At 62.2% G+C, this 11,953-nt stretch carries 9 protein-coding genes; 6 read left to right on the forward strand and 3 right to left on the reverse strand.

Annotation, left to right across the window (positions count from 1 at the left end):
- Positions 1 to 2 precede the first annotated feature (2 nt).
- Positions 3 to 1,073 (reverse strand): catalase family peroxidase, encoded by a 1,071-nt coding sequence (locus QEN71_RS21350; protein WP_201660558.1) that lies wholly within the window; start codon positions 1,071 to 1,073, stop codon positions 3 to 5.
- A 219-nt stretch (positions 1,074 to 1,292) separates the two neighbouring features.
- Between QEN71_RS21350 and QEN71_RS21355 the strand changes: the two genes are divergently transcribed.
- Positions 1,293 to 1,631: a DUF4148 domain-containing protein gene (locus QEN71_RS21355; protein ID WP_201660555.1), complete on the forward strand. Its 339-nt coding sequence runs from the start codon at positions 1,293 to 1,295 to the stop codon at positions 1,629 to 1,631.
- An 82-nt stretch (positions 1,632 to 1,713) separates the two neighbouring features.
- On the opposite strand, the gene QEN71_RS21360 is transcribed toward QEN71_RS21355, so the two are convergent.
- The gene (locus tag QEN71_RS21360; protein WP_201660552.1) at positions 1,714 to 2,037 is read right to left on the reverse strand and encodes a DUF1330 domain-containing protein; all 324 of its coding nucleotides are present in this window, start codon (positions 2,035 to 2,037) and stop codon (positions 1,714 to 1,716) included.
- 481 nt (positions 2,038 to 2,518) lie between these two features.
- Between QEN71_RS21360 and QEN71_RS21365 the strand changes: the two genes are divergently transcribed.
- Positions 2,519 to 3,289 carry an EAL domain-containing protein gene (locus QEN71_RS21365; protein WP_223959060.1) on the forward strand — a complete coding sequence of 257 codons (771 nt, stop codon included), beginning with the start codon at positions 2,519 to 2,521 and terminating at the stop codon, positions 3,287 to 3,289.
- Between the two features lie 42 nt (positions 3,290 to 3,331).
- Here QEN71_RS21365 and QEN71_RS21370 read toward each other — a convergent pair whose 3' ends face one another.
- Positions 3,332 to 3,775, reverse strand: coding sequence for a hypothetical protein (locus QEN71_RS21370; RefSeq protein ID WP_201660546.1), 444 nt, complete (start codon positions 3,773 to 3,775; stop codon positions 3,332 to 3,334).
- A 387-nt stretch (positions 3,776 to 4,162) separates the two neighbouring features.
- Between QEN71_RS21370 and QEN71_RS21375 the strand changes: the two genes are divergently transcribed.
- The 4 genes from QEN71_RS21375 (at position 4,163) to pgaB (ending at position 11,896) form a co-directional block, all read left to right on the forward strand.
- A complete protein-coding gene (locus QEN71_RS21375; RefSeq protein ID WP_201660543.1) occupies positions 4,163 to 5,599 on the forward strand; it encodes a TldD/PmbA family protein in 1,437 nt (478 codons plus the stop codon).
- Positions 5,596 to 6,933: a TldD/PmbA family protein gene (locus tag QEN71_RS21380; protein ID WP_201660540.1), complete on the forward strand. Its 1,338-nt coding sequence runs from the start codon at positions 5,596 to 5,598 to the stop codon at positions 6,931 to 6,933. Before QEN71_RS21375 ends, QEN71_RS21380 begins: the two co-directional genes overlap by 4 nt.
- Before the next feature lie 868 nt (positions 6,934 to 7,801).
- Positions 7,802 to 9,847, forward strand: a complete 2,046-nt coding sequence (gene pgaA, locus QEN71_RS21385) for a poly-beta-1,6 N-acetyl-D-glucosamine export porin PgaA (RefSeq protein ID WP_201660538.1) — start codon at positions 7,802 to 7,804, stop codon at positions 9,845 to 9,847.
- Positions 9,848 to 9,853: 6 nt separating this feature from the next.
- Positions 9,854 to 11,896: a poly-beta-1,6-N-acetyl-D-glucosamine N-deacetylase PgaB gene (gene pgaB, locus QEN71_RS21390; RefSeq protein ID WP_201660535.1), complete on the forward strand. Its 2,043-nt coding sequence runs from the start codon at positions 9,854 to 9,856 to the stop codon at positions 11,894 to 11,896.
- The last annotated feature ends 57 nt before the right edge of the window (positions 11,897 to 11,953 follow it).

An 11,953-nucleotide genomic window follows, 5' to 3' on the forward strand; every position in this document is an offset into this window, starting at 1 on the left:
GTTCAGGGTTGCTGTGTGGCGGCAGCGCCATGCAGTGCTTCTTCGCGCGTGCGCCGCTGATACGAGACGGCATAGGCAGCGGAACGCGCTGCGAGCAGCGGATCGTCGGAAGTCTTGATGCCGTCGGGCAATACGGTCGGATCGAAATTGACATCGCGACACGCGCCATCGGATTGCGGCGACGTGCGTTCGAGCACGACGGTGCCCGCATCGATACGTTGCCGGTCGGCAGGCCATTGCAGCGTTGCATCGTTGGTCGGATCCCCCGCATTGGCGACGGTGACGATCAGATGCCAGCGCACGTTGCCGTGTTGCAGTTGCTGGCCCAGTTGATCCGACAGAAAGTCGGGATCGCTCTTTTCCTGCGGATCGACGGGCGCATACGGCATCTCCGGTTCGACGGACCAGCGCACCGCACGCTCGTGTCCGCCTGCATCGACGAAGCGGAAAGCGTTGATGCTGTAGTACGCCGAATTGGCGAGACCCGACGACGCGGGATGCGTCTTCACCCATTCCTGAAACGGCCGCGTGTCCGGATTCGCCGCATAAAACGCCTTTAATTTCGCGGGATCAGGCTTGCCCGTTTGCGGATCGGGTCGTGCAGCGACGAGTTGTTGATAAAACTGCTCGGGAGTACGCACCGCAAAAACAGGCGTCGAATTCATAGCCGTGCGCCATTGCTCGCCATCGTGTTGCCTGAAAAGCAGGGCAAAGCTGCGAACGGGCACGCTGGCATCGGGCGCTGACGGATTGCCGCCGGGAATCGCAAAGCGGCCGATCACAGGCGTGCGGCCCGCCGCGAAAACCTGTGCCCGCGAGATCCACGCCGCGTTGCCATTACTGTCGAAATAGCCCTCTACGCAGAGGCCTTTTGCGTGATTGCGGCGATAACCGGGATGCGAACCGCTATTCGCCTGAAACTGATCGATGATGCGATAGGTAGTGAGGCGCGAAGGCGTGAGCCAGCCGGCTGCATAAGCGAACGTGCCGGCAAGCGCAACGACGGCTGCGCCGATTGCAGCGAATCTGCACGGCATGCAGCGTGGCGCCGACGCCCGGGATCTTGAATTCATCACGGATGCTCCTTTCGTTTCTGTTTGTGACGTGCATAGAGCGTCAACAAGGAGCCGTGCGGATTATTCCAGTCGTATGAAGAAATTCTCTGTTTGCGAGCGCCGATCCGCGAATGAAAAAAAGTTGGGAATAGATTTCGATGTCGCTTTGTTCATCACCGTGAAGCGTCGCACATCCTGCGACGCATCGACACGATCTCTCATCCCAAGGAGCTGGAAATGAAAAAGCTTGCACTGTTCACCGTTTCGATCGCACTCGTTTCGACGGCATTTGCATCGAGCGCATTCGCACAGGAGAAGACGCGTGCAGAAGTTCGCCAGGAACTGATCCAGGCCGAACAGAACGGCTCGCAGTTCGTGACGGATGCGTCGTATCCCGATGTCGCACCCATCTACCAGCAACAGGTTGCACGTCAAAAGACCGCGCAGGAAAGCGAAGGCGCAGGCATGTCGGGCACGCACGCAGCGGGATCGCGCATGCCGGCTGCGGGAACGAACGCGAGCATGTCGTCGTGCGTCGGCCCCGTCAGCTATTGCTCGGTGTACTTCGGAAGTTAAGCGCGATGCCGGCACAGGGGCGCGTTTCCGCGCGATGAAACGCCCCCGCTGGCAGCATCCGTTTTTCGCTTCATCCTTTGCTTCATCCGCACAACACATCCGTCGCCACATGCGACGCGGGCACTGCATCGATCAGAATCACATCGCCAATCGAATTCTCCGTGCGTAACGGCAGGATCGTCTGATACGCATCGGACCTGTACCATGCGCGCGCGAGATCGCGATTCGGGAACTCGATGGCAATCAGATCGCCGCACCATTCGCCCTCGAGCCGTTCATAGCGTCCGCCATGCAGCACGAAGTGCCCGCAGTACGGCGCAAGCGTCGCATCGATGCGCTTCAGGTACTCGACAATCTCCACACCCATCTTCACTTCGCGCAGATGCGCAACGGCAAACGTCGACATGCTGCTCTCCCGGTCGTTGACGAATGAGACCAGCATAGCGTCGGCTTCGAAGCGAATCGATTACCTCTGAGGTAATGCCGGGAGTCGCGCGATTCGCGCGTGAAGCACTTTTGACAGTCGATACGCCATGCGGCCATGCGCAGCGAAAGCCGCTGGAAAGCGTGCGGAATGGCGATCTTCGTATGCGTCGCGCGCCGCGTGAATGTTTCGTGTACGAAACGTTGTTGCGCTTTCTGTTCAGGTGCGGGATGTCGAACACGGATGCGCAGAACGAGACGCCATGCGGCTTGCAGCGCGATCCGCTGTGTTCGTCGGGATCATGGTATGAAACGTGCATCGTTAAGGGGAAAACCAAACCCAACCACACACCAATAACTACGGTCCTTCCCATACGATGGATGCTCGTCACGCTACCGCGGCCAATCGCGAGGATAACGCCTGTGCGACAACGGGCCCGAATAATACGCATACACCGCGATCGATGAACACACTCGAACGACGCGTGAGCGAAGGTCTGCTCGGCGGCGAATTCCGCCTCGCTTTTCAGGGCATTTACGACGTGAAGACGGGCAAGCTCGCGCGCGTCGAAGCATTGATTCGCTGGATGCATCCCGACTACGGCATGTTGTTGCCCGATGCGTTTCTCGTTGCACTGGATCATCCCGTCGTCGCGTTGCAACTGACCTATCACGTGATCGACGGTGCGTGCAGAGCGATTGCACTCGCACAGCGCAATGGCCAACGCGTGTGTCCCATTGCTGTCAACGTGCCGCCGCGCGTCGTCGCCGACGAGCATTTTCCCGCGACGGTGATGCAGATCGCGCGCATGCATCGCGTCGAGCCCGATCTGCTCGAACTCGAACTCGTCGAGACGGAAGACTCGACGCGTCTGCTTGCAGCGCCACCTTTGACGAAACCGCTGCGCGAAGCGGGCATGCGTCTCGCCATCGACGACTTCGGCACCGGCTATTCGTCGCTCGCGCTGTTGAGCACGATCGACGTCGATACCGTGAAGGTCGCGCGGGAAATGCTTGATGGCGTGCCGGACTGTCCGCGCGCGTCAGCCGTGGCGTCGGGCGTGCTGTCTCTGCTCGAACGGCTCGATGTCGCGGTGGTGGTGGAGGGCGTCGAAACGAAGGCGCTTGCGCGTTGGCTCGCGCAATGGCCCAAGGTGCTCGCGCAGGGCTTCTTCTATGCGCGCCCGACCTTCGACTATGCCGACGTCCCCGTTCAGGAGCGATACGTCGCGTAAGGTCCGGCGCGATGCTGCTTCACATGTGACGACCGCCTGGCCTCAGGCCTGCGTATCGACGATGCCGCCCGTCGACTTGCCCGAAGAAGAAAGCAGCAGTTGGGCAAGCTCGGCCGTGGCCGTTTGCAGCGACGCCGAAACCGTCGTCGCCTGCGCACCGAGCGAAGCAACCATTGCGGCAGCAGCGCCCGAGCTGTCGCTGGTGGCCTGTTGCTGCGCGCGCGCCATCTGCTGCTGCAACGCCGCCAGCTTCTTCTGCAACGATTCGATCAGCGCCTTCAGCTGCTTGACGGCCGCTTGCGTGATGCTGTCGCCGCTCGACGATGCCGCGGGCGCTGCACCTTGCGCGGGATGAGCGCTGGAAGCCGGGCTCGTGCTCTTGCTCGTACTCGTGGGCGCAGAAGTGCCCGACGTATCCGCAGAAGTGTCCGTGGTCCGCGCGCTGGCGATCGCGGTGCTGCCTGAAAGATCGTTCTGGATTTGCATGGGCTGAGCCTCTTTTTGTTGAAATGGAAACGGCGTATCTGTGATATCGGCAGATGGCCGCATGTTCTTGAGGCATGCCCGCGTTCAGAAATGCATCAATTTGTGCGCGCGAACGCTGGAGAAAAACCTGCAAAACACACGCGTAGCACGTGAAAAACGCATGTGCGTCATACGCAAGCGCGTGAATGAATGTGCAGTGGCAGACAATCGGATGCGATGAATGTGTGCGAGAGCACAGCGCGAGACGAGGATGATCAGGAAGAGAACGACGCACCTTGCCCGCTTGCGTTCGGCGCATCGCGTACGATAGGGCATTCGCGTGCTTGTCGATGCGCCTCAGGGGCGCGTCGATCGTCGCACACGTGCATGACATTCGTGAGGCAGCCTATGCTCGAATCGTTGTTGAATCGCCTGGCCCGTGCGTTGCGCAGTGAAGCGGATTTCTGGTCGATACGTGTCGTCGACGAACGGACCGACGATCACATGGTGCGCAACGATGTCGCGCAACCGCTGCGTATCGCGAGCGATCGCGGCGCGATGCTGGTCGCGTGGTGCGGAAAGGGCGCGGGCTATGCGGCCACCGCGGATCTGTCGGAGAGCGGTTTGCAGGCCGCGCTCGACATCGCCACGCAACGCGCGAAGGCAAGCGCGTCTGTCTCGCTGATCGATCACACGCAGATTGCGCGGCCCGTCGAGAGCGGCAGCTACGAATCACCTGCTGTAGCAGATACGTTGCCCACACGGCGCGAATGGCTCGAACGTCTGCAGCACGAATGCGCGGCAGCGAACATGGACGCTCGTATCGTCGAACGGATGGCCGCCGTGCAGATTACGCACAGCGAGCAGACCTATGTGACGAGCGACGGCATCCGTATCGATCAGCGCTTTCGCTTCATGATGCCGCAGCTCTCGGTGACAGCCCACGCCGCGGGTGTGACGCAAGTGCGGACGCTCGGCGGCGATTACGGCACGCTAGCGCAAGGCGGCATCGGCGTGCTGGGGCATTTCGGCTTCGACGGTGCGGGCGCGCGCATTGCAAACGAAGCGCTGCAGCTGGTGAGCGCGCCGAACTGCCCGTCGGGCCCGCGCGATCTGCTGCTGATGCCCGATCAGATGATGATGCAGATCCACGAATCGATCGGTCATCCGCTCGAACTCGACCGGATACTCGGCGACGAGCGCAACTTCGCGGGCTGGAGTTTCGTGAAGCGGGAACACTTCGGCTCGTATCGCTACGGCTCGGAACTGTTGAACGTCACATTCGATCCCGAACCGCGCCAGGAAGCCGCAAGCTATGCATTCGACGACGACGGCACACGCGCGCGACGCGAATATCTGATTCGCGACGGCGTGCTGATGCGCCCGCTCGGCGGCTCACTGTCGCAACAGCGTGCGCGGCTTGCGGGCGTCGCAAATTCGCGGGCGTCGAGCTGGAACCGTCCGCCCATCGACCGCATGGCGAACCTCAACATCGAGCCGGGCACGAGCACGCTGGACGAGATGATCGCGAGCATCGAAAGCGGCATCCTGATGCGTAGCAATACGTCCTGGTCGATCGACGATCAGCGCAACAAGTTCCAGTTCGGCTGCGAGTATGGCCAGTTGATCGAGAACGGCAAGCTCACACAGGTCGTGCGTCAGCCGAACTATCGCGGCATTTCAGCGAGCTTCTGGCGCAGCCTCGTCGCCGTCGGCAACGAAGCGACGCGCGGCGTGTATGGCACGCCCGTGTGCGGCAAGGGCGAGCCGATGCAGATCATCCGCGTCGGCCATGCGTCGCCTGCCTGCGTGTTCCGCAACGTCGACGTTTTCGGAGGCGCATGATGCAGGCCTCCCGTTCCCACGAACATTTCATCGCACTCGCCAACGAGATCGAACAGCGGCTCGCCGCGCATGAAATTGCGCTGACGTCGTACTCATCCGAACGATCGGACTTCATCCGCTTCAACGAAGGCAGGGTGCGCCAGACAGGTCACGTATCGCAAGCGAGCCTGACGCTTCGATTGATCGACGGACAACGGCAGGCCTATGCGACGCTTACGCCAACGGGCGATATGTCAGCGGACGCGCAATCGATCGCTGCAACGCTAACGGCACTGCGCGAAGGCCTGCACGATGCGCCTGACGATCCGCATCTTTTGTTCGATACAACCGTGTGGTCGGAATCGACACAGCGCGCAGGCACGCTGCCGTCGCTCGACATATTGCCGCTCGTCGTCGCGGAATGCTCGCGCGGTCTCGACTTCGTCGGCTTCTATGCGGGCGGCACGATGGCGCGCGGTTTCGCGTCGTCGCTAGGCAGCCGCGGATGGTACGAAGTCGAGAACTTCAATTTCAGCTGGTCGCTCTATGACGCAAGCGGCCACGCAATAAAGAGCCACTACGCAGGCGACACATGGAGCGATACCGTATTCGCCAGCAAGCTCGAAGAAGCGGCGGCACGGTTGCCGATTTTCACGCGCCAACCGCGCATCCTGACGCCGGGCCGATATCGCACCTACTTCGCGCCCGCCGCGTTGCAGGAACTGATGGAGACGGCATCGCTCAGCGCGTTCTCCGCTCGCATGCAGGCCACCGCACGCAACGAGTTCTATCGTCTGAATACCGGCGAAGTGTCACTCGATCCGCGCGTCACGCTCACGGAAGATCTTTCGCTCGACATCACGCCGCGCTTCAATGGCGACGGCTATCAACGGCAAAGTGTCAAGCTCGTCGAAGCGGGGCACGCCGTGTCACAGCTGACCAACGCTCGCACCGCGCGCGAATACGGTCTCACGCCAAACGGCGCGACGGCAGGTGAAGCACCCGCCGCGCTGTCGATGCAAGGCGGCGATCTGGAAGCCGCCGATGTGCTGCGCGCGCTCGATACCGGTCTCTACATCGGTAACCTGTGGTACGTGAACTTTTCCGACCGAATGAATTGCCGGATGACGGGCATGACGCGCTTCGCGACCTTCTGGGTCGAGCACGGCCGCATCGTTGCGCCCGTCGATGCGATGCGCTTCGACGACAGCCTGTACCGGTTGCTCGGCAGCGAACTCGAACGCATCGGCGCAGCGCCCGAACTGCTCCTGAACGACTGGACATGGGGCGAGCGCGCAACGGGCGGCATGAAGCTGCCGGGCCTGCTGGTGCGTTCGTTCGAGCTGACGTTATGAAGCGGACTGCCTGACTGAAGGGCGTCCCTGCGTGAGGCAGGCGGGCGGGCGCACGAATGCGCTGCGGCCACTTGCCGAGCGGTATGAAGAATCCATCGATCACCCCGTCATTATCTGTTCTTTAGCATCGCTAATCACATGTCGATGCGACGCTAGCGGTTCCATCCACGGACCGCGTCTTTCTTCGTCTTTGATTGTGCAGCGAGACAATACCCGAGACCGCGAGCGGCGCTCTGTGCGCTGGCGCACATGGAATCACGACACGCCTGTGTGCGCCAGCGCACATTCGTCGCGCGTGTTGCGACACTTGCGTCGCGTACTGACCACGACTGTCTCGAGCCGTCGCGCATCGCTGTGCAGTGCCGCGCATAGGCTGGCGGCGTGTCGCTCGCGCAACATGTTCGGTATCGCACGCATCAGACGAATGCGCTCGCAGTGCATGCCGTTTCACCGTTGAATCAAAGATGCGCAGCTGTTGCGACGCACAAGCATGTTCTTTGCTGAGCATGGGTTTGCATCGAATTCGCACGATTATTTCGGTGCCTGAAGCATGGCCTGGAATTTGATTCGTCATGCTTGTCGAGTTCAGCGATGAAACGTTTTTGACGATTTACGGTTTCCTTGCACCGTTGTTTTTGCCGCGGGCCTTTAAGCCAGAAGGAAAAGCGGGGTGCTGGTACGGACTTCGCTATAAGCCTCGCCGCGCAATACGACGAGGCCGGTGCGCAATGCAGCAACCGGCCATCGAAACAAGACGCTGAACTCCACGCCTTTCGCCAGGCCATGCGACGTTGTTACTCCCCATGCACCATTCGCATGGTGCGGGGACTCGCTTTGTCTGGAGGTTGGCATCGACAAGCGAGGAACCATGAAAACCAAACGCTCTAGCCGACACAAGCACGCCGCAGTCAAGGCGACCGCCTTGCTGCTGGTGCTGCTTGCGCGCGACTACTGCGCCGCGCAGCCGACCACTGCGTCCGAAACCACGGGGAAAGTCGCAGAAGGACAAGTCGCAGAAGGCAAGGTAGAAACGGAGCGCGACCAGCTCCGCAGACGCATCTTCGCGGAAGCAGGCGCCGGCGCGGCGCAGCTTGCGCTCCAGGAGGCGCACGCGAGCCGCGATGCGTTCTCCGATCACGATCTCTTTCAGATCGAAGCGCTCGTCGTCGAAACGGAAGTGCATTGGGGCCGTCAGCAGTCGCTCGCATCGGATGAACCCGATCGCCTCGCGCAGACGAAGACGGCGCTCGCGCACATCGACGACATGCTCGCTCGCATGCCTGCATCGGACGATTACGCCGATGTGCGCCGCTCGGTGCTCGTCGAGAAAGTCGCTGCGTTGCAGGGCGTGGGCCGCATGAAGGAAGCGACGGTGCTGTACGAAGACCTGTCGCGCTCGAACCAGCCGATGCCGGCACGTACCTACGCAGCGGCCGGCGATGCGTACACGTACATCGATCAGCCGCGCAAGGCCGCGCCCGCATATGAGCGCGCGTTGCAGACCCCCGTCGAGCCGCTCACGCCTTCCGTCGAACCGCATGCGTTGAAGCGCATCGACGTGCAGGAGGGGCTCTTTTTCGCGTACCTCGATGCGGGCCGCTACGACAACGCGCAGCAACTGCTGAAGGAAATTTCAGCGAGCACGCCGATTCGCGCGGATCTGTCTGAACACCCGGAAGACGTGAACGAAGACTACGGCCGCGTGAAGAAGCTGCAGGCGCAGTACCTGCTCTACACCGACCGCACGCGTGAAGGCGTCGCGGCACTCGACGAGTTGCGTCACGAAGCGCCGTTCGATCCCGCGCTGATCAGCGCTCGCTCCGATGCATCGCTCGTGCAGCAGCGTCCGCATGAAGCGCAAAAGGTCTACGAAGGCACGCTCGTCGATCACCCGGGCGACATCGAAACGCTCGCGGGACTCGGGCGCACCGCGCTCGAACTGAACCAGTACGACCGCGCCGCCGACGTCAACGCAACGTTCTCCGACCGCTTCCCGGACAACAACACGGTGAAGACGTTTCAACGCGACTACGAGGCGTACAAGAGCCCGCAGCTGATCATCGCGGCGAACGGGCAGAAGGGCAATTCGGTTCTTGCGGACAACAACTGGGGCGTCGACACGCAACTTTATTCGATGCCGCTTTTCAACTACTGGCGCGTATTCGCGCACCAGTTCAGCGGTCGCGCGGATACGGGCGACGGCGACAGCGTGAGCCGCATCCGTAACGGTATCGGCGCGGACTTCCGTTTTCATGGCATCGACGCCGCAGCGGAAGTCGATCACTCGACGGGACCGCAGGCGAAGACGGGCGGCGCAGGCAGCCTGAGCTATGCGCCCGACGACCGCTGGCGCTTTTCGGCGGGTGTGGACAGCAACGTCAACACGCTGCCGTGGAAGGCGTATCAGGCAGGCGTGACGGGCCGCGCGGCAACGGGCGGCGTGCGCTACAGCGTCGACGATTATCGCTACTTCGATCTCAGCTACGGCGCATCGCGCTACAGCGACACGAACTTCAACCAGGCGTGGGTGGGCACGTGGTACGAGCGCCTCATCAACACGCCGAGCCATCTCGTCGCGACGTGGGTCGAGTTGAACACGAGCAGCAACACGCTCGCGAATACCGCGTACTTCGCGCCGCATCGCGACATGACGGCGCAACTCACGGCGATGTACCAATGGACGTCGTGGCGCAATGCGGATCAGTCGCTCGCAAACCGCGCTTATGCGACGGTCGGCGGCTACCGGCAAACGGATATCGGCAACAGCATGCTGTGGGAAGTGCGTCTCGAACAGCAATGGCAATTCAGCGCGCACGCGTCGCTCGCGTATGGCATCGGGCTCTCGAGCCAGCGCCTCGATCACACGCGTGAGACCAGCAAGCTCATCTACCTGAACCTGAACGTTCCCCTGTAAAACATCATGGACAAGCTCAACCGTAGACGTTTTCTCGCCTTCGCGGCCGGTCTCGCCGCTGTGCCCGCCGCGCAGGCCCGCATCGCACTCGACCGTCTGCCGCCGCCCGACGCCGACGACGGCCTCACGTTCCGCGTGCTCGCCATTCACGACATCCGCGACGATCTGCGTGCCGATGTCGGCACCGTCGCGGATACGTGCGCGATCAGCACGGCCACGCTCAACACGATCTTCGCTTGGCTGAAGGCGAAGGACTTCCGTCCCGTGAGCGTCGATCAGATCGTCGCGTCGCGCAACGGCGGGCCGCGTCTGCCGCCGCGCGCCGTACTGCTCACGTTCGACGACGCATACAAGAGCCAGTTCACGCACGCGTTCCCGCTGCTGCAGCAATACGGCTATCCCGCGCTGATCGGTGTCGTCACGCGCTGGACCGATACGCCCGCAGGCGACCCCGTGCGCATCAGCCACAAGTCGGTGATGCCGCCGGGCTACTTCATGAGCTGGGACGATCTGCGCGAAATGGCGAACTCCGGTCTCGTCGAAGTCGCCTCGCACACGCACGACATGCATCACGGTGCGCTCGCAAATCCGCAAGGCAACGAGCTGCCCGCTGCAAGCGCGCATCTTTACTACCCGCAACTGGAACGCTACGAGACGGATGAAGAGTACCAGGCGCGCGTGCACGACGACCTGAAGAAGAGCGTCGATATGATTCAGGACCGCACGGGCGTCGCGGTGCGCTCGGCCGTGTGGCCGTACGGGATGTATAACGCAGCGCTGATCAAGGCATCGCAGGCGCTCGGCATGTCCGTGCATTTCACGCTCGACGACGGCCCCAATACGCCCGACGTGCCGCTCACGCAGATTCGCCGGCTGCTCGTCTCGTACGACTGGGACGTCGGCACGCTGATCGCGCAGATGCGTTCGTCGCGTCTGTATCGCGGCGAGCACAACCCCGTCGAGCGCGTGGTCAACGTGTCGCTCGACGAGATCTACGACATCGATGCGAACAAGAGCGAAGAGAAGCTCGGCCGTCTGCTCGACCGCATCAAGGATCTCGAACCGAAGTCGGTGTATCTGAAGGCGTACTGGGATCCCGACAACACAGGCGTTGCGCGCGCGCTGTACTACCCGAACCGTCACATGCCGATGCGCGCCGATCTGTTCAACCGCACCGCATGGCAGCTGATCACGCGCGCGGGCGTGCAGGTCTATGCACGCATGCCGCTCCTCGCCTTCGGATTGCCGACGGGGCATGCGGCAGCAGGGCGTCTCGTCGAAGTCGCTTCGAACAGTCCGAGCGATGCACAACATGGCCGCACGCCGCGCCTGAGTCCGTTCGATCCCATCGCGCGTCAAACCATCCAGGACATCTACGACGATCTCACGCGCTATTCGAGCTTCAACGGTGTCGTGTTCGGTTCGGACGCGACGCTGAATGCGTACGAAGACACGAGTCCCGCCGCGATGGCCGTGTACCGCTCGTGGGGCCTGCCCTCCGACGTCGCGCAGATTCACGCGTCCGACGATCTGATGCAGCGCTGGGCGAAGGGCAAGACCGCGTATCTGAACACGTTCACGAACCAGCTTGCAGAGCGTGTGCGTGCCTATCAGGGCGGCGGCAACGTGCTGACGGCGCGCACCGTGCCTGCCGAAGCCGTGTTCGACGCGAACGCCGAGCGCAATTTCTCGCTGAGCCTTGCGTCGTCGCTCGGGAACTACGACTTCGTTGCGCTGACGGCCGCGCCGCATGCGGCGGGTGAACGCGTGAACGATGCGTGGCTCGATAACCTTCGACAAACCGTGTTGCAGCAGCACGGCGCGGCAGCGAAGACCGTGTTCGAACTGCCCGCGATCAACCGCGACACGCAACAGCCCGTCGAGGCAGCCGTGCTGCGCGCGCAGATGAAGCGGCTCAATGCAGGCGGCGTCGTGCATCTGGGCTACGGGCCGGACGACTTCCTCAAGAACCGGCCGGACACGACCGTGCTGCGCGACGTGATGTCGGTGCAAAGCACGCTGCGATCGAATCAGGGGATGTTGGGCTGAGCATCGCGCGCGGGTCTCGAACCCGCGCGATGCGAGCCCGGACCAGGGGACCACAAT

Source organism: Paraburkholderia sabiae (assembly GCF_030412785.1).
Classification (GTDB): Bacteria; Pseudomonadota; Gammaproteobacteria; order Burkholderiales; family Burkholderiaceae; genus Paraburkholderia; species Paraburkholderia sabiae.

Excerpts from the sequence above, each read along its gene's own strand:
- QEN71_RS21365 (WP_223959060.1), top strand. The coding sequence starts at position 2,519 with ATGAACACACTCGAACGACGCGTGAGCGAAGGTCTGCTCGGCGGCGAA.
- pgaB (WP_201660535.1), top strand. The coding sequence starts at position 9,854 with ATGGACAAGCTCAACCGTAGACGTTTTCTCGCCTTCGCGGCCGGTCTC.
- pgaA (WP_201660538.1), top strand. The coding sequence starts at position 7,802 with ATGAAAACCAAACGCTCTAGCCGACACAAGCACGCCGCAGTCAAGGCG.
- QEN71_RS21350 (WP_201660558.1), bottom strand. The coding sequence starts at position 1,073 with ATGAATTCAAGATCCCGGGCGTCGGCGCCACGCTGCATGCCGTGCAGA.
- QEN71_RS21360 (WP_201660552.1), bottom strand. The coding sequence starts at position 2,037 with ATGTCGACGTTTGCCGTTGCGCATCTGCGCGAAGTGAAGATGGGTGTG.
- QEN71_RS21370 (WP_201660546.1), bottom strand. The coding sequence starts at position 3,775 with ATGCAAATCCAGAACGATCTTTCAGGCAGCACCGCGATCGCCAGCGCG.
- QEN71_RS21380 (WP_201660540.1), top strand. The coding sequence starts at position 5,596 with ATGATGCAGGCCTCCCGTTCCCACGAACATTTCATCGCACTCGCCAAC.
- QEN71_RS21355 (WP_201660555.1), top strand. The coding sequence starts at position 1,293 with ATGAAAAAGCTTGCACTGTTCACCGTTTCGATCGCACTCGTTTCGACG.
- QEN71_RS21375 (WP_201660543.1), top strand. The coding sequence starts at position 4,163 with ATGCTCGAATCGTTGTTGAATCGCCTGGCCCGTGCGTTGCGCAGTGAA.